Annotated in this window: 13 protein-coding genes; 3 read left to right on the forward strand and 10 right to left on the reverse strand. The window is 64.0% G+C overall.

The genetic code is table 11. From position 1 onward, the window contains the following. Nucleotides 1–734: 734 nt before the first annotated feature. The 5 genes from BMY38_RS13430 to BMY38_RS13450 form a co-directional block, all read right to left on the reverse strand. Complete coding sequence (locus BMY38_RS13430; protein WP_092763628.1) at nt 735–2,429, reverse strand: hydantoinase B/oxoprolinase family protein; 1,695 nt, start codon at nt 2,427–2,429, stop codon at nt 735–737. Continuing rightward, entirely contained in the window at nt 2,426–4,510 is a 2,085-nt protein-coding gene (locus BMY38_RS13435) for a hydantoinase/oxoprolinase family protein (RefSeq protein ID WP_092763630.1), read from the reverse strand. The genes BMY38_RS13430 and BMY38_RS13435 overlap by 4 nt, the downstream gene beginning before the upstream one ends. 91 nt (nt 4,511–4,601) lie before the next feature. Continuing rightward, the gene (locus BMY38_RS13440) at nt 4,602–5,381 is read right to left on the reverse strand and encodes an ATP-binding cassette domain-containing protein (protein ID WP_092763632.1); all 780 of its coding nucleotides are present in this window, start codon (nt 5,379–5,381) and stop codon (nt 4,602–4,604) included. Between the two features lie 85 nt (nt 5,382–5,466). Then, the gene (locus BMY38_RS13445; RefSeq protein WP_092763634.1) at nt 5,467–6,513 is read right to left on the reverse strand and encodes an ABC transporter permease; all 1,047 of its coding nucleotides are present in this window, start codon (nt 6,511–6,513) and stop codon (nt 5,467–5,469) included. A 74-nt stretch (nt 6,514–6,587) separates the two neighbouring features. Further along, nucleotides 6,588–7,607, reverse strand: coding sequence for a sugar ABC transporter substrate-binding protein (locus tag BMY38_RS13450; RefSeq protein WP_092763636.1), 1,020 nt, complete (start codon nt 7,605–7,607; stop codon nt 6,588–6,590). A 197-nt stretch (nt 7,608–7,804) separates the two neighbouring features. On the opposite strand from BMY38_RS13450, the gene BMY38_RS13455 reads away from it, so the two are divergent. Continuing rightward, a complete protein-coding gene (locus tag BMY38_RS13455; RefSeq protein WP_092763638.1) occupies nt 7,805–9,010 on the forward strand; it encodes an ROK family protein in 1,206 nt (401 codons plus the stop codon). A 15-nt stretch (nt 9,011–9,025) separates the two neighbouring features. On the opposite strand, the gene BMY38_RS13460 is transcribed toward BMY38_RS13455, so the two are convergent. Beyond that, a complete protein-coding gene (locus tag BMY38_RS13460; RefSeq protein ID WP_092763640.1) occupies nt 9,026–9,604 on the reverse strand; it encodes a chemotaxis protein CheD in 579 nt (192 codons plus the stop codon). Nucleotides 9,605–9,750: 146 nt separating this feature from the next. On the opposite strand from BMY38_RS13460, the gene BMY38_RS13465 reads away from it, so the two are divergent. Together BMY38_RS13465 and BMY38_RS13470 are read left to right on the forward strand one after the other, a co-directional pair. Next, the gene (locus BMY38_RS13465; protein ID WP_092763642.1) at nt 9,751–10,227 is read left to right on the forward strand and encodes a rhodanese-like domain-containing protein; all 477 of its coding nucleotides are present in this window, start codon (nt 9,751–9,753) and stop codon (nt 10,225–10,227) included. Further along, entirely contained in the window at nt 10,224–11,084 is an 861-nt protein-coding gene (locus BMY38_RS13470) for a CE1 family esterase (protein ID WP_092763644.1), read from the forward strand. The genes BMY38_RS13465 and BMY38_RS13470 overlap by 4 nt, the downstream gene beginning before the upstream one ends. 21 nt (nt 11,085–11,105) lie before the next feature. On the opposite strand, the gene mdoH is transcribed toward BMY38_RS13470, so the two are convergent. Genes mdoH through BMY38_RS13490 form a run of 4 tightly spaced genes read right to left on the reverse strand, consistent with a single transcriptional unit; the run spans nt 11,106 to nt 17,204 of the window. Further along, nucleotides 11,106–12,956: a glucans biosynthesis glucosyltransferase MdoH gene (mdoH, locus tag BMY38_RS13475; RefSeq protein WP_092763646.1), complete on the reverse strand. Its 1,851-nt coding sequence runs from the start codon at nt 12,954–12,956 to the stop codon at nt 11,106–11,108. Then, nucleotides 12,953–14,518, reverse strand: coding sequence for an OpgD/OpgG family glucan biosynthesis protein (locus BMY38_RS13480; RefSeq protein WP_092763649.1), 1,566 nt, complete (start codon nt 14,516–14,518; stop codon nt 12,953–12,955). Before BMY38_RS13480 ends, mdoH begins: the two co-directional genes overlap by 4 nt. Beyond that, entirely contained in the window at nt 14,515–15,810 is a 1,296-nt protein-coding gene (locus BMY38_RS13485; protein WP_092763651.1) for an OpgC family protein, read from the reverse strand. The genes BMY38_RS13480 and BMY38_RS13485 overlap by 4 nt, the downstream gene beginning before the upstream one ends. A gap of 29 nt (nt 15,811–15,839) precedes the next feature. Next, a complete protein-coding gene (locus tag BMY38_RS13490) occupies nt 15,840–17,204 on the reverse strand; it encodes a tetratricopeptide repeat protein (protein WP_092763653.1) in 1,365 nt (454 codons plus the stop codon). Between the last annotated feature and the right edge of the window lie 100 nt (nt 17,205–17,304).

A 17,304-nucleotide genomic window follows, 5' to 3' on the forward strand; every position in this document is an offset into this window, starting at 1 on the left:
GGTGGCATGCATGGCCTTGCCCGTAACCGGTCGACGAAGCATGCGAACGGCACCTACCATTACCTGCAAAGCGTGTCCCCGCAGACGTTCAGGTCGCTTATGCGGAACCTCCGGGGCCTGCGTGGACAATTCTATAGCGAGGCAATCGGGTCTATCGCGAGGCAATCGGGAACGTCCGTGTGATTCAGACGGTGGCGACAGATGGCGTGACCGAAGAACTGCCCCTCGATCACTCTGACTGACCCTCGATTTTCATCGGACCAAAAGAGCCGCCGTTCATCCCGGCGGTTCATTCCATTTTGAAGGCCAGCAGATCAATGTCCCAGACAGATTCTGTCCAATGTTGCCCATCGGTGCGCCCAGTTGGAACTGTCATGAACACACCGCAGTTCACTGGGGGACATTCGAGCCTCATCCGTTGGAGTGTAATGCCGGGCATAGCTCATAAGATCCGCTTCCAGAGCGAGATAAGCGTCTGTTGGGGCTTGGGCAGGTTCTAAGTCGAGCATTCCTTAACGATAAAGAACCACCCCTTAACAAAAGGTTAACGCTTTGACCCACGCGACCAATCGGCGATTTATCGCAGATGCGGATATTTATTAACTATATCAACAACGTATCGTATCTTTTGATTTGTCATGTTCATGTCCATGCGGTCCACATCCCGCCAGGGCCTATTCCGCCCTGTGACTGGTCGAGAATTGTAGGGGCGGAAGACAGCCGTCACGCCCTCCCTATGGCGTCTTGCCCTGCCGCACCTCGACCTGCACGGCTTCGATCTCCTCGGGTGTCAGGCCGTAATCGCGGGCCGCGACTTCCGCCGAGATATATCCGCGCGCAAGGTCGCGCCTGACCAGATCGGTGTCGCGTTCGCCCGGCGCGCCGTAGCCTGCGCCACCGGGCAGCGCCAGCATCACGCGGAGACCGGAACCGACGAACTGCCTGCCCTTGCCCCGCATCACCGATCCGTCGTCGCGTGCGATGGTCGTGGGCGCCCCGGATGCGCCGCCGCGACGGCCCCGCGCCGGATGATCGACGCGGTCGAACATGGCCGAAAAATCAAACTCATAGCCATCGCGCGCGCCGACTTCCATGATCTGCCCCAGACCGCCGCGATGTCGCCCCGCTCCGCCGGAATCCGGTCGCAACTCCTTGCGCCAGATCATCACCGGGCCGGCGTGCTCCGTGGCTTCGATGGGCATGGTCATCACGCCGGACGGAAAGGCCGTCGCGTTCAACCCATCGAAGCCAGGCCGTGCCCCCGCACCGCCCGAGTTGAAGATCAGAACCTCGGACCGTGTCGCACCGTCTTGCGCACCCGACCGGGGCCGCAGGGAAAGCTGAAAATTGCACAGACATCCCGCTCCTTCCGCTGGAACCACGCCGGGCAGGATCTTGTCGAGCGCGTCATACACTGTGTCCGGGACGAAGTGACCGACGATATGGCGCAGGGCGACCGGCGCGGGATGCGTCGCGTTGACGATGCAGTCGACGGGCGCGGCGATTTCGAACGGAGCCAACGATGCCGCGTTGTTCGGGATTTCCGGGGCGATTGCACATTTCAGGGCATAGCAGGCATAGGCCTTGGCATAGACCAGCGGACAGTTGATGCCCTTGGGGTCCAGCCCGCTGGTGCCCGCGAAATCCGACAGGATGCGGTCGGCCTCGATCGTCAGGCGGACCTTCAGGGTGATCGGCGTATCGAAGCCATCGACCGTCATCTCGCCGGTGGCGGAGGTGCGGGGCAGCGCGGCGATCCGCTCCAGCGTGGCACGGCGTGAATTGTCGAGGATGAAGGTCGCGATGCCGGTCAGATCGTCCAGTCCGAACTCTTCCATCATGGCGGTCAGGCGGCGGTGGCCGATCTCGTTGCACGACGCCAGCGCATACATGTCGCCGACCAGCTGATCGGGTTCACGGACGTTGCCGCGCACGATTTTCAGCAGCGTCTCATCCACCCTGCCGCGGTCGGCGAAGCGCATGATCGGCAGGTAGAGGCCTTCCTCGTAGACGCTGTTGGCATCCGCACCGAACCCGCGCCCGCCGATATCGACGACATGGGCGGTACAGGCGAAGAAGCCGACCAGTTGGCCGCCGTGAAACGACGGTGTGACCATGGTGATGTCGTGCAGGTGGCCGGTGCCTTCCCACGGGTCGTTGGTAACATAGACGTCGCCTTCCGCCATCGTGTCGCGCCCGATGCGGCGGATGAAATGCGCAACGGCATCGGCCATCGCGTTGACGTGGCCCGGCGTTCCGGTAACGGCCTGTGCCAACATCCGGCCATCGGCGTCATAGACGCCCGCCGACAGATCGCCCGCCTCGCGGACCGACGTGCTGAAGGCGGTGCGGACAAGCGCCTGCGCCTGTTCCTCGACCACGGAAATCAGGCGGTTCCACATGACCTGGTAGGCGACGGTGGAGGTCATGGCGTGGCCTTTCTGGTCAGGTCGATGCAGCCGTCGGGCAGATGCGTCGCCCTGCGGCTGGCAGGGACGATGATGGTGGTCTCGTCCTCGGTGATGACGGCGGGGCCGTCGATGGTCGCGCCATCCATCAGACCGGTGCGAGCGACCACGGCGGCGTCAACGACCTGCGCCAGCGCGGGGTCGAAAACGGCGCGCGTGCCGGTGCCGATGATCGTCCCGCCCTGCCCGGCCGCCTCCAGCGGCTCGACCGGTGAAGGCGGGGTCGTGGCATTGACCGACCAGACGGTGATCTCCACGTCCAGACCGGCAACCGTGCGCCCGAACAGTCGGGTGTAGTCGGTCTCGAACAGCGACAGGAAGGTGGCGGCGTCGGGGGTCATCGCCTGCGCCTCGGTCAGCGTCACGGGGATTTCCCAGCCCTGGCCCGTATAGCGCATGTAGACCTTGAACTCGCAGTTGATCGGGCTGTCGGCGTCGCAGGTGCGCACGAAACCAATCGCCTCGGATTGCAGGTCGCCCAGCAGGTCGGTGATACGGGCCGGATCGAAGTCCGACAATGTCATGTAGACGGAGCGGTTCGCCTCGAAGCTGAACGGCGCGCGCAGGAAGCCGATGGCACTGCCGACGCCTGCGCCGGGTGGCACAAGAAGGCGATCAATGCCCAGCTTTTCGCACAGGCGACCGGCGTGCAACGGGGCCGCGCCACCGAAGGCGATCATGGTATAGCCTGCCAGATCCTCGCCATTCTCGACGGCGTGGACACGCGCCGCGTTGGCCATGTTCTCGTCCACGACTTCGGCCAATCCGAACGCCGCTTCCATCACGTCCATGTCCAGCGGATCGCCCAGCACGCAGGCAAGTGCGGCGTGCGAGGCTTCGGTGTCCAGTCGGATCGAGCCGCCCGCAAAGCCATCGGGGTCCAGCTTGCCCAGTGTCAGGTCGGCGTCGGTCACGGCAGGGCGGTCGCCGCCGCGTCCGTAACAGGCGGGGCCCGGTTCGGACCCGGCGCTTTCGGGGCCGACGCGGATCTGGTGCATCGCATCGACATGCGCCAGCGAGCCGCCGCCCGCACCGATTTCCACCATGTCGATCACCGGGATCGAAATCGGCATCCCCGATCCTTTCTTGAACCGATAAGTCCGCGCGACCTCGAACACCCGCGACGTCTTGGGGGTGAAGTCGCGGATCAGACAGATCTTGGCCGTTGTGCCGCCCATGTCGAAGGACAGAACCCGGTCCAGTCCGTGCCGCGCGGCGATGTCGGCGGCGAAGACCGCACCGCCCGCCGGGCCGGATTCGACCAGTCGGACCGGAAACTCCGCCGCGCTGTCCAGCGAGATGATGCCGCCTCCGGAATGCATCAGGAAGACCGGGCAGTCGGCCCCTTCGTCCGACAACCGGCCCTTGAGCCGCCCCAGATACGACTTCATGAGCGGCTTGATATAGGCGTTGGCGCAGACCGTGTTGAAGCGTTCGTATTCGCGCATCTGGGGCGAGACTTCGGACGACAGCGACACCATCACATCGGGCAGACGCTTGGTCAGCACATCGCGAATCAACCGTTCGTGCGCATCGTTCAGATAAGAATGGATCAGGCCGACGGCGACGCTTTCGACGCCCTGTTCGGCGATGGCGTCCACGACCGTCTCGATGTCCGCGCGCGCCAGCGGGATCAGGATCGCGCCGGTCGCGTCGACACGCTCGGCCACGGCATGCCGCATCTGACGCGGCAGCAACGGGTCGGGCAGCTCCAGGTTCAGGTCGTATTGTTCAAACCGCGACTCGGTGCGCATTTCGATCACATCACGGAAGCCCTGCGTCGTAATCAGCGCCGTGCGCGCGCCGCGCCGTTCGATCAGAGCGTTGGTCGCCAGCGTCGTGCCATGGATGATCTGGCCGATGGCCTGAGGTGCGATCCCGGCTTTGGTGCAGACCTGTCGCATGCCGTCGACGATGGCATTTTCGGGCGCGGCATAGGTCGTCAGGACCTTGGCCGAATGGCGACCGCCGGCCGTCTCCAGCACCACGTCGGTAAAGGTGCCGCCGATGTCGACGCCCAATCTGGTCGCGTGTTGGGTCATATTACCTCGTGCCTGAACGGTCGCGAGAGACCGGCGTCCGGTCCCCTGATACCGGGGTGATCGGATGCCGGGTCGGCGTCAAGACCTGCCGTCAGGCGGACAGCAATGCTTCGGGCGGCTCTTTCGCGCCGGTCATGAAGGCAACTGCGTCTGACATCGTATAGTCCTTCGGGTCGATGACGCAGTGACGGCGGCCCAGCCGATGGACGTGGACGCGGTCGGCGACTTCGAAGACATGCGGCATGTTGTGGCTGATCAGGATGATCGGAATGCCGCGCGCGCGCACGTCCTGGATAAGATCCAGCACCCGGCGGCTTTCCTTGACACCCAGCGCGGCCGTCGGTTCGTCCAGAATGATGACGCGCGACCCGAAGGCGGCGGCACGGGCGACGGCAACGCCCTGACGCTGACCGCCCGACAGGGTCTCGACCGCCTGATTGATGTTCTGGATCGTCATCAGCCCCAGTTCCGACAGCTTTTCGCGGGCGAATTTCTCCATCGCGGGGCGGTCCAGCATTCGAAACACGCTGCCCATTATGCCGGGACGGCGAATTTCGCGGCCCATGAAGATATTGTCCGCAATCGACAGTGCGGGCGACATGGCGAGCGTCTGGTAGACCGTCTCGATCCCCGCTTCGCGGCCCTGGGTCGGCGCGGTGAAGCGGACTTTCCTGCCGTCCAGCCACACCTCCCCCGCATCGGGGACGACCGCGCCCGACAGCGCCTTGATGAGCGAGGATTTCCCGGCACCGTTGTCCCCGATCACGGCGAGGATTTCGCCTGGCATCAGGTCAAAATCGCAGTGGTCCAGGGCGGTCACACGGCCATACCGTTTGACCAGCCCGCGCGCCTTGAGAAGAGGTTCCGTCATGCCGATACCTTCCTGATCCACTGGTCCCCGTGGGCTTGCCCCACGTGCGCACCGCGGCGCCCGGTCGTTCTGCCGGTTATCCGGGTCATGCCGACACCTTCCTGATCCACTGGTCGATGGCGACCGCGAAAATGATCAGGACACCGATCAGCAGATAGGTCCACTGCGCGTCCGCGCCCATCAGGCGCAGGCCCAGCGAGAATACTCCGACGATCACCGCGCCGAACAGCATACCCATGATCGACCCGCGTCCGCCAAACAGCGAAATGCCCCCGATCACCACGGCGGTGATGCTGTCGATGTTGGCCAACTGGCCAGATGTCGGTGAGACCGAGCCGATCCGCCCGATCAGGGCCCAGCCGGCAAACGCGCAGATCAGACCCGACAGCGCATAGACCGAAATCAACGTCGCGCGGACATTGACGCCGGACAACTCCGCCGCCTCGGGGTCGTCGCCGACAGCATAGACGTGACGGCCCCAGGCGGTGTGCCGCAGCACATAGGCCAGGATAAGCGTCAGCACGATCATGAAGATCGCACCGACCGTGAACACCGCGCCGCCGATCTTGAACGTGGTGCCGAAGATCTGAAGCAGCGGGGCCTCGCTCGCGATTTCCTGACTGCGGATGGTTTCGTTGGCGGAATAGAGGAAGTTGGCCGCCAGCACGATCTGCCACATGCCCAGCGTGACAATGAAGGGCGGCAGTTTCATTGCCGACACCAGCCAGCCGTTGAATGCGCCAATCGCTGTGCCGATGGCCAGGCCACTGACGACCGCGACCTCGACCGGCAGGCCATAGCGGAAGGTGAATTGTCCCATGATGACCGACGACAGCACCATGATCGCGCCTACCGACAGGTCAATGCCCGCAGTCAGGATAACCAGCGCCTGCGCCGCGCCGACGATGCCGACGATCTGCACCTGTTGCAGAATCAGGGTCAGCGCGAAGGGTGAAAAGAACTTGTTCCCCAGAAGCGCCCCGAACACCGCAATCGAACCCACGAGGACGATCAGCGGCACCAGCGCCGGGGTGACATGCAAACGGTGCTGCACCTGATGCACGAAGCCTTTACGGCCCTGGTCGAATTCGGCAACGCGATCCGCCGTGGCGGTGGTTGGATTGTCGGTCATGTCTGCCCCTTTGCCGCGTGACACCGGACAGGACGCATAGCACGCGCCCTGTCCAATCGTATCATGCTATCCCGTCAGCCCCAGCAAAGATCCGCGCCCTCGGCGGTGTCGATGCTGTCGACCCCGTCCACGGGTTGATCGGTGACAAGCGCCACGCCGGTATCGAAGAAGTCCTTGCCCTCGGTCGGCTGCGGCAGCGTGCCGTCCTTGGCAAAGGCGGCAATCGCTTCGATCCCCTTGGACGCCATCAGCAGCGGGTACTGCTGCGATGTGGCACCGATCACGCCGTCAACAACGTTCTGCACGCCGGGACAACCGCCATCGACGGACACGATCAGAACGTCGTTTTCGCGGCCGATGGACTTCAGCGCCTCATAGGCACCTGCGGCGGCAGGCTCGTTGATGGTGTAGACGACGTTGATCGTCGGATCGATCGCCAGCAGATTCTCCATCGCGGTGCGGCCACCTTCCTCGTTACCGGCGGTGACTTCATTGCCAACGATACGTGGATCTTCCTCGTCGCCCCACTTGGAGGCGTCTTTGACGTCGATGCCGAAGCCGGTCAGGAACCCCTGATCGCGCAATACGCCCACAGTCGGCTGGCTGACGGACAGGTCGAGCATGCCGATCCGCGCGTTCGCGGCCTCGTCCCCGAGGGCGGCGGCGGCCCACTGGCCAATCAGCTCACCGGCCAGAAAGTTGTCGGTGGCGAAAGTCGCATCGGCCGCGTCGATTGGCGACAGCGGCGTGTCCAACGCAATCACGACAAGTCCGGCGTCGCGGGCCTGCTTGACGGCAGGCACGATCGACGAGGTGTCGGACGCGGTCAGGAGAATTCCCTTGGCGCCTTCGGCGATGCATGTCTCGATCGCCGCGACCTGTGTCTCGTGGTCACCATCGACGCGACCCGCGAAGGACAGAAGGTTGATGCCGAGCTCTTCCGCCTTGGCGGCGGCACCTTCGCGCATCTTCACGAAGAACGGGTTGGTATCCGTCTTGGTGATCAGGCAGGCAGTGGTGGAATCGGCGTCGGCGAATGCGACACCGGTCATGGAAAGGGCGGCAATGGCCGACCCGGCTAACAGCTTCTTCATGGTAATCCTCCCAGATATGAACGGTCGCGCCGGTCCCGAGCGACGTTCGCAATCGCCAGTCAACCGGTCTCCCGCAAATAGAAAATGCCATACTTCGGCCTGAGTCAATTTATTAATTAACTTTCTTTACTAATTATTCGACGCTATCGTGGCGATGGCGGCATCGCCTCTGAGCGATACGCCCGGTAGGGAGCGTCATGGACGACGGTATCGTCAGATCGATAAGTACGGGACTAAGCCAGAAGGGTGTTCGGGATCACAACGAACGCCTTCTGCTGTCGCTTCTGCTGCGCCACGGCGAGCTGGCGGGCAGCGATCTTGCGCGTCTGTCTGGACTGTCCGCCCCCACCGTATCCGGTATCCTGCGCCGTCTGGAAACCGAGGGGCTGTTATCGCGCCGCGCGCCCGTCCGGGGCCGTGTCGGCAAACCATCCGTTCCGATGGCACTGGCCCCCGATGGAGTTCTTTCGCTGGGCCTGAAAATCGGTCGTCGATCGGCAGAATTGTTGTTGATGGAGTTCACCGGCGGGATGCGTCGTCAGCTTCGGCTCGATTACGATGTCTTGCGCCCTGGTCCGGTACTGGACTTCCTGACCGAAGGGCTGGGCGATCTGTGCAGCGACCTGTCTCCGGCCGAGGCCCTGCGGCTGTGCGGATTGGGTATCGCCGCGCCGTTCGAGATCTGGAATGCCAGCACCCTCTCGCTTGAATTTCCGGAATGGAGCGGCACCGATCTGCGTGCCGCCCTTGCGGACATCACGGCCCTGCCCGTTCTGGCGATGAACGACGCCACGGCAGCCTGCCTGGCCGAACAGATCTATGGCCGCGGCAAGGAATTCCGGGATTACGCCTATTTCTTCGTCGGCTCCTATCTGGGTGGTGGGATCGTCTTGAACCACTCCCTCTATGAGGGGCATCGGGGCAATGCGGGCGCGCTCGGATCGCTGCGCACAATCGGTCCTAACGGCGAAAGTCGGCAACTGGTCGACATGGCATCGCTGCATCTGTTGCAGACCCGCCTGCGCGATGTCGGACTGGACCCTGCCCGCCTGTCCGAGGGACCGAAGACATGGGCCGCGCTGGCGCGACACGTGGAGCCATGGCTGGGAGAGACGGCCCAGGAGCTGGCCAAGGCCAGCCTGTCGACCTGCTCCGTCATCGACTTCGAGGCAATCTTGATCGACGGGGCCTTTCCCGAAACGATCCGCCATCAATTGGTCGAGCGGGTACGCCGGTATCTGGCGACGCAGGACACCCGCGGTCTGATCGTGCCGCGCATAGAAGCCGGGCGCGTGGGCGGCAACGCCCGAACGCTTGGAGCGGCGTCGGGACCGATCGTAGCGCAATACCTGCTCAACACGAATACCTTCCATACCACCGAAATCGTGGATCAGGCGGGCTGAAGACGGTTTCAGCCGCTATCGGAACAATTCCTCGGTCTGATCGTGCAGACCGGAGGGATGGTCACGATGCGGTGGCAGCTTCGAATCCGGATAGCTGATCTGCAAATCGCCTGTCGTAGGGTCGTAGACAACCCGGCGTGCCCGCACCCCGCGCAGATCCGCCTGCACCAGCGGGATCGCCTCGGCCTTCAGGTAGTCCAGACAGACTTCGGCAATCTGGCCGCCCACATCCTTGCCGCGCGTCAGTGTATGCGCGCCCCCGGCGATCCGCGCCTCCAGCCCTGCGCGGCGCGCGCCCTGCCGCATCAGCACATTCACCAGCCTCTCGATTTCGGCCACGATCGCCCCGCCCCCCATCGGACCGGGATCGACGCAGTGGAAAATATGCGTCATGCCACCCTGTCGTCCTGCGGAATCGTGCAGGAATATCCCGACGCAGGACCCAAGTGTCGCCGTCAGCCAGATACCTGGCCGATCGATGACGACGAAGTCGCCCTGCCCCACTTCCCGCCAGGTGGAGAGATCGCTTGCAGGCCGTTGCGGCGAACATCGACTTGCAGCCTGACGCTGGATGGCGCGGCCCGGATGTGTCATCCAATCCCCCCGTGTCTTGCGGCAATCGGAAAGCTGCCGACTGCTTCAGCTAGAACAACTTCCTGAAGATCGCCTTAACAGCGTCACCCATTCGTGACTTCCGACCCGGAGAACGGGACGGTATTGCCGAAAGCGGAGGACTTGTCATGACCGCACCCGCCGAGACACCCACTCTGTTGTCCCGCCGTCGTGTTCTGCTGATCGGCGGCGGTGCTGTCGCCGTTGTCGCCACAGCGGCCACAGGGCTCATTCTGGCGCGACGCGACACCTTCCGGGGGGCCGAGATGACGCCACCCGAAGCACTGGACGCCCTGCGCGCCGGGAAGATCATGCTGATTGACATCCGCCGTCCGGACGAATGGATGAAGACCGGCGTGGCCGAGGGTGCGCGGACGCTGGACCTGCGGCGCGACGATTTCGTCGAGGCGTTGACCCGGATGGCCGACGGCGACCTTAACCGGCCCGTCGCACTGATCTGTGCTCGGGGTGTGCGGTCGGACCGGACCGGCACGCGGCTGACCGATGCCGGATTCACTCAGATCATCGACATCCCCGAAGGAATGCTCGGCTCGCGCGCCGGTCCGGGCTGGCTGGAGCGTGGCCTGCCGGTGACCCTGCGATGATCGCACGTCTGGCGGGCCTGCTGGCGGCGGCGGTGATCGGTCTGGCCGCTGCGCCGTCTGTCGCGCAGACCTGCGGGCGCGACGATCCGCCCTGCGAAACGCCGCTGGGCACCTACCGCGTGGCCCTGCCCGACGGCGACGGCCCCTTTCCGGCGGTGATCTTCCTGCACGGCGCAGGGGGCACCGGACGCGGCGCCCTGGGCATGACCGGCACGATCAAGGCCTTCACCGACCGCGGGTATGCGGTTCTGGCACCGGACGGACTGCCGTGGCGCGACGACCGGGAGGGCGGCATCTGGTCGTTCCGCAATGACATCATGCATGGTCCCGGCCGGGATGAAGCCGCGTTCTTCGCCGAAATCGTCGCCGACGCGGCGCAGACCCATGCCATAGACCCCGACGCTGTGATCCTTGCGGGTTTCTCCGCAGGGGCCTTCATGGTCAGCTATCTGGCCTGCGATACACCCGATGCCTTTTCGGCATACGCCCCGGTCTCGGGCGGGTTCTGGCGACCGCATCCCGCAAGCTGCGCCGGGCCTGTGCGGCTGTTCCAGACACATGGCTGGAAAGACAGCACCGTCCCGCTGGAGGGACGTGTCCTGCGCAACGGCCAATTTGTGCAAGGCGACATTTTCGAAGGTCTGGCCCTGTTCCGCGCGGCCAACGGCTGCGAACAGCCGAACCCGTCCGGAACCCGCACGACCGGCGATTTTCAGCGCCGGTATTGGACCTGCACCAAAGACAGCGCGCTTGAAATGGCGTTGTTTCCCGGCGGCCATGGTGTGCCTGCCGGATGGGCCGACATGATGCTGGACTGGTACGAGGCTCTGCCGGTCCGAGCATTGCCGATCCGATAAGTCGTGCACCCCTGCGCCCGATCATTGCGCCGGGCTGCCCTCGACGCTTGATTTCAGCTTGGCCCGCCATTGCGCAGCGCGCTTGGCGACCAGAGGCGCACGCACCTCCTGCGGGGTAGACAGGCTGCCGGGAAGGTCGAGGCCAGACATCCACGACAGCGGAACCGCAAGAAACAGGCTGGCCATGATCGGGATCAACCAGAGCGATACGAACCCGGTAGCCATACCGATAAGCAGCACCGCCCCCAGTAGCGTCTCGAATGCGTGAAACCGAAGAACGGCCGCGAAGGGCCGCGCAGCGCCGTTGCGGGATTGCGGCGTCCATTCGAACCGCTTGCCGGTCAGGGCCGAAAAAACGGCCATGGTCTGCTGCACCATCAGGATCGGCGCATAGGCGATCGATACCGCGATCTCCAGCAGGAGCGAGCCGGTGAATTGCCACGTCCCCCCCATCCGCGAGACCGGCGTGCCCGAAGCGATCAAGGCAGATGCCCCGACCAGTTTCGGGGCAAGCAACAGGGCATACATCGTGACCATCAGCCAGACGTGGTTGATGGGACTCATCTCGGGCCAGTTCGGCATCATCGGATTCTCGGGCGAAAAGTAGTTGATGACGGAACGGTCTGCGGACACGCCGATCACAGCCCAGAGCGCCAGCAGCAGGAACCACAACGGCGACAGCAGATACCCCATCGCGCCATGGAACATGTGGAACCGCGACAGCGCATGCAGACCGCGCGTGCCCAAGAGACCAAGGTGTTGCAGATTACCGCGACACCAACGCCGGTCGCGCAGAACGTGGTCGATCAGGGTCGGCGGCGTTTCTTCGTAACTGCCGCGCAGACGCGGCAGGAACCGGACCGACCAACCGGCGCGGCGCAAAAGGCCAGCCTCGACGAAATCATGGGACAGGATCAGGCTATCGCGTCCACGCAGGCCCCGGACATGCGGCAAACCGGCGGACGCGGCAAAGGCTGCGGTGCGGATGATGGCGTTGTGGCCCCAGTAATTGCCCTCGCGTCCCGTCCAGCGGGCCAACCCCTCGGCCAGGGCGACGCCATAGATGGCATTCGCGAATTGCTGGCTGCGGGCGAAAAGACTGCGGGCCCCGATCAGTTGCGGAAACGACTGGATCAGTCCGGCGGAGGTATCACGTCCCATTGCATCGGCCAGCGACCGGATCGCCTGCGCGGACATGAGGCTGTCGGCGTCCAGCACCAACATGGCGTCATGCGCGCCGCCCCATTGCGCCACCCATTGCGCCAGATTTCCGACCTTCCTGTCAGTGTTCTGCACCCGGCGTCGATACCAGACACGAACATCCGGCAGTCCTGCGCGGATTGCGGCATAGGTGGACTCTTCCTGCGCGGCGCGGAGCGGATCGCGGGTGTCAGACAGAATATAAAGCGACCAGCGATGCGCGCCGGGGGCCGCGGCCAGACGTTCCAGCATGGCGGCGGCATTGCCGAACACGTCCCACGGCGCTTCCTCGTGCACCGGGACCAGAAGGGCCACATCCAGAGGCGTGATCGGGCCTTCGTCTGGCGGCGTCCGGCTGAACAGCGCGCCTGACCCGGCCAGCACGGTGACGAAAGTCAGCGCGATCCAGAAGAACCCCGCGCCGATCAGCATCGCCAGCAGGGCCTCGGCCCAGCTTGTGCCATCGGCGGCGAACCACGACAGAAACCCCCAGAGCAGGACGCCTGTGCCGATGGCCGCCGGCAGGAACGTGCCCAGACGCCAGAACACGGCACCCGCATCGGGCGCAGACACCGGGGCCGCATGGTCGCGGAACCGGCGCGACAGATCCTGTTGCGGGTGCGCCAGCGGTGCGGAGGGCGGCATCGAGAGGACCAGGCGCGACTGCGTCATGCGCGCGTCCAGCGGTAGAGCCAGACTTCGGTCGCCGGTTCGCCGTTGCGGAACACCTGCGCGCGCAACTCCACCGTATCGGCCTTGCCCGGGTCGAAGGTGAAAGCCAGACGAACGCCGCCAGTTTCTGGATTGCGCTGCAACACCCCGTCAGAGGTCGGGACGCGGGCGCTGATCCGCACCACCATGTCGTCGAACTGACCCGGATCGGCGTCATCTTCCGCGCCCCCGGCAACCGCAAGCGCAGCGTGATCGGCGAAATCTATCGCTGCAAGCCACGCATCGCGCGAAAAATTCAGCCCCATGTAAGTTTCCACAACGCGCGCGACATCGCCCCGGCGCGGTGGCGGTGTCGGCCCGGTCTCGTCAGTCCACAGCATACGATAGGCGAACCGGTACTCCCGACCGGCGGCCAATGGCTCGCGCGGACGCCAATAGGCGACAATGTTGTCGTAGATTTCCTGATCCGACGGGATTTCCACCAGACGGACGATGCCCGGCCCCCAGTCATCCGCGGGTTCGATCCAGAGGCTGGGACGTTCATGATAATATGCCTCGAGGTCCGCGAAATCCGAAAGGCGACGAGCGCGCTGCATCAGACCGAAGCCGCGCGGCGCCTCGTCGACGAAGCTGCTGACCTGCAGGGATGTCGGGTTCGCCAGCGGACGCCACAGCATTTCGCCCGCTCCATTCCAGACCAGCAGGCCGTCACTGTCATGAACCGCGGGGCGGAAGTCGGGAAACCTGGGACGGTTGGTCTGATCGTAAAGGAACATCGACGTCAGCGGCGCGATTCCCACATGGTCCAGATCGACACGGGGGAACAGGGTGCAATCGACCTGCATTTCGCAGGCCGCCCCCGGTGTGATGCGGATGCGATAGGCCCCGGCGACAGACGGGCTGTCCATCAGGGCATGCAGCACGATGTCCGGATCGCCGGGCGACGGCTCCTCGACCCAGAAGCGGATGAAATCGGGAAACTCCTCGCCCTCGGCGTCGCCGGTGCCAAGCGCCAGACCGCGCGCCGACAGGCCATAATACTGAAGCGCCCCGATGGCCCGGAAATAGCTGGCCCCCTGGAAGACGGCGAATTCGCGGTGGTTCATCTCCCCTTCATAGCGGTGGCGCAGGCGCAGACCGGAATAGCCCATTGTTTCATCGACGGGCAGGTCCGGGGCATCATCGGTTCGGTCGAACAGATCGAAATCGAAGGCCAGACGGTTGCCCATGCCGGCGCGCACGACATCCACCTCGACCGCGCGAGAGAAGTAAAGACCGGGATGAAACAGGTCCATCTCGAACGGCAGGTCGGTGTCGGCCCAGATGGCGTTGCGCGTGTTGAACCAGATCTTGCGATAATCGTCATAGGACAGGTTACGCCAGGCCTCGGGCACCTCCGGGCGCGGCACAAAGTCCCGCGCGGCCAGATCGCGGGCCAGCATCCGCACGGTGTCGCGGTCAAACGGAGTGCTTTCCAGAAACCGCGGTATCGCGGCCCGCAACGGCGTCGCAACCGTCAGCGCCAGAAGGGACACCCCCGTCAGGAACCCGCGCCGCCTCATCGCCTGACTCTCCAGGGTTGGGACTTGAACCATCCGGCCCCGTAGGCACAGGCAATCAGCAATCCGGCACCGGTCAGATTGATCAGCGCCCAGGTGAAACCATTGCGTCCGATGACATCCAGAAGATAGCCGTTGATCCGCGCCAGAACCATCGAGAACACGAAAACGGCAAGGCTTTGCTGACCAACCTTCATCACGATGGCGACCATTTCATCCCAGATGCGCGCGACGGCCCCCTGCCCAACCGCCGCCAGACGGTGCCCATGGGTGCCTGCCGCAGTCCATGCCAGATAGGCCAGCGCCAGAAAATGGACGTAGCGCAGGATCGCGAAGTCGGTCTTGTCGAACCATGCCCCATTCGCCTGCCGCCAGTCGAAGGCCGGATTGCAGGCCCCGAAACCCGTCTCGGTGCAACCCGTCAGGCTGATATAGATGTCTTTCAGAAGACCAAGCTGGAAGAACCGGAAGCCGATGTTGGACACGAAGAAATTCATGATGACGATGGCCAGCGCCAGCCCGATCAACCATGGCCGTACCGGCGGTGCCGGAATCCAGCCACGCATGAAGGCAAAGCCGGTGAAGAAGACCAGCTGCCAGCCAAATGGATTGAAGAACCATGTCCGGTCGGACCACGGCTCGGCCGGGAAAGCCAGATACCAGGCCCCCAGGCCAAGACTCTCCAGCAGTGCCTGCTGCGCAAACAGCCAGATCGTGATCGAAACGACAGCCAGCAATGGCAGGGACACCCGGCTTAGCGCCATGAAGACGGGCATCAGCAGCAGAACGATCATATACATAGGCAGAATGTCGAAATAGTTCGGCACATAGGTCAGTGTCACCAGTCCGATCAGTTGCGGCCCCGGATCGGCGAAGAACTTCCACAGGTTCAGGGTGCCGATATACTCACGGTCCGGGTGCCATCCCGTCGCATCCAGCCCCGCCAGCATGGCGGCAATCACCAGGAACATCGCGAGATGCGTCCAGTATATCTGCCAGACACGATAGCCGACGCGCGCGGTGCCCAGCGGCCACCCTGCCCGGTCGAACGTCCGGCCGAAGGCGATGGCCGACGCCATACCGGAACAGAACACAAAGATCTCTGTCGCGTCGGAAAACCCCCACCGTGCCGGTATCCATGACGTCCATGCGTTGCCGGGCGTATGGGCGAACAAAATGATGAACATCGCGATCCCGCGAAAGAAATCCAGTCGCGGGTCGCGGATCGCCAGCCCCGCCGTTGCCATGGTCGGGCTAGACGTCGCGAAAGCCTCGTTCGGGGTCGTCGTCGTCATTCGGGTCATTATTCCTTACTGTGTGCGACCTACGCGGACGCGCCCTTTGGGCAAGACACATTTTCTGCCCGTGCGATCAAGTCCCGCCGCGCTGCGGCATAGGCATCTTCGTATCCTCCGCGCCGCGCCATTCGGTCGGCAAGAATGGCTTTCGCATCTGTCAGTTGCCCGGCCCGCAGGCCCGCGTCTATGGTCAGCCGCTCGAATACGTCGCGCTGGGCGTGGCTGCCGCCCGCCCCCTGCATGTGCGGACGCGCCCTGGCCAGCGCGGCGAAGGCGGTGCCGTAATCGCCGTCGCCAAACGCCTCCAGCCCACGGGCGGCGTTCAGACCGGGGACCGCCATAAGGCGTTCGATCTCGGTCCCGGAGCGGGCCGCATCGGCTGCCAGTCGCGCCATCATCCGCGCGATCGCGCCCTCGCGGCAATCATTGGTCAGCGCCAGAAGGTAATGCAGGTCGGCAAAGATCAGGCAGCCGTCCTCGGTCCGTTTTTCGGACAAATCGGCCAGTTCCTCCCAACGCCTCCCGACATCGACGCCCTCCAGCTTCAGCCGGGATAGCAGCGACGTGGCATTCGAGATATCGCGGTAATCGTCGGTCTTTTCCGACCGGATATGGGTGTCGTAAAGGTCCAGAGCCTCGTCCATGCGACCAAGCTCCAGCAGCATCAGCGCCTTATGCCACCAGACGTGGAAGCCGAAGTTGTTGCAGTGGATCCATGCCGCCTCGCGTCCCTCCAACCAGTCCAGTCCGCCTCTGGCGTCGGCGGTCATATCATAGACATGGGTCACGGCGTGCAGGCCCCAGGCGTCGTCGGGCGCCAGCGTCAGCGCGGCGCGACCCGTCAGCGCGGCACGGGCGTAATCGCCGGTTTCTTCCAGCGCGAAAGCATGGCAACCCAGCAGGTAACCGCGTCCGGGATGATCGTCATCATAAGTCGGCAGCACTTTTTCTACCGATTGGCGCATGCCGGGTCCGTCACCGATCACGAAGCGCAGCGCATGGCTCAGCTTCATGGCCAGAGTATCAGTCGGGGCGGTCGCCAGAGTGGCCTCGATCGCCGTGATGGCCGCGCTTGGATTACCCGCAAGGAAATGGCGCAGCGCGACAATCAGGCTGCGTTCGCGGGCGTTGGCCCCGGATTCGAGGGCTTCTGCGCAGGCCAGTGCTATCTGCGCTTCGTGCATCACCTCTCGTCGTCCCAGCAGGGCATAGAACAGCCCCTTGAGCGCATGTGCCGCAGCAAAATCGGGGGCGATTTCCAGCAGTTTGCCCAGGTGCACCGGCGTCATTGCACCATGAGCCAGGAAAGCCGAAATCATGGCGTTCCATTCCCTTACCGCCGCTGCATCTGTCAGGGAGACGGGCTGATCGAACAGGTCGTGACGGGTCATGGCTACTCCGGGAAAGACGGGAATTCGCTACTGCTTGGCAGACACCTATCCGGCGCATGTTCCTCAGCCTATAGCCGGGGCCCGACCATAACGGACACGT

This window comes from Jannaschia helgolandensis, assembly GCF_900109285.1.
GTDB lineage: Bacteria > Pseudomonadota > Alphaproteobacteria > Rhodobacterales > Rhodobacteraceae > Jannaschia > Jannaschia helgolandensis.

What these genes read in the sequence shown, in the direction of transcription:
- BMY38_RS13465 (WP_092763642.1), top strand. Translation starts at nt 9,751, where the DNA reads ATGACCGCACCCGCCGAGACACCCACTCTGTTGTCCCGCCGTCGTGTT.
- BMY38_RS13485 (WP_092763651.1), bottom strand. Translation starts at nt 15,810, where the DNA reads ATGACGACGACGACCCCGAACGAGGCTTTCGCGACGTCTAGCCCGACC.
- BMY38_RS13460 (WP_092763640.1), bottom strand. Translation starts at nt 9,604, where the DNA reads ATGACACATCCGGGCCGCGCCATCCAGCGTCAGGCTGCAAGTCGATGT.
- BMY38_RS13430 (WP_092763628.1), bottom strand. Translation starts at nt 2,429, where the DNA reads ATGACCTCCACCGTCGCCTACCAGGTCATGTGGAACCGCCTGATTTCC.
- BMY38_RS13440 (WP_092763632.1), bottom strand. Translation starts at nt 5,381, where the DNA reads ATGACGGAACCTCTTCTCAAGGCGCGCGGGCTGGTCAAACGGTATGGC.
- BMY38_RS13470 (WP_092763644.1), top strand. Translation starts at nt 10,224, where the DNA reads ATGATCGCACGTCTGGCGGGCCTGCTGGCGGCGGCGGTGATCGGTCTG.
- BMY38_RS13455 (WP_092763638.1), top strand. Translation starts at nt 7,805, where the DNA reads ATGGACGACGGTATCGTCAGATCGATAAGTACGGGACTAAGCCAGAAG.
- BMY38_RS13480 (WP_092763649.1), bottom strand. Translation starts at nt 14,518, where the DNA reads ATGAGGCGGCGCGGGTTCCTGACGGGGGTGTCCCTTCTGGCGCTGACG.
- BMY38_RS13450 (WP_092763636.1), bottom strand. Translation starts at nt 7,607, where the DNA reads ATGAAGAAGCTGTTAGCCGGGTCGGCCATTGCCGCCCTTTCCATGACC.
- BMY38_RS13490 (WP_092763653.1), bottom strand. Translation starts at nt 17,204, where the DNA reads ATGACCCGTCACGACCTGTTCGATCAGCCCGTCTCCCTGACAGATGCA.
- BMY38_RS13435 (WP_092763630.1), bottom strand. Translation starts at nt 4,510, where the DNA reads ATGACCCAACACGCGACCAGATTGGGCGTCGACATCGGCGGCACCTTT.
- mdoH (WP_092763646.1), bottom strand. Translation starts at nt 12,956, where the DNA reads ATGACGCAGTCGCGCCTGGTCCTCTCGATGCCGCCCTCCGCACCGCTG.
- BMY38_RS13445 (WP_092763634.1), bottom strand. Translation starts at nt 6,513, where the DNA reads ATGACCGACAATCCAACCACCGCCACGGCGGATCGCGTTGCCGAATTC.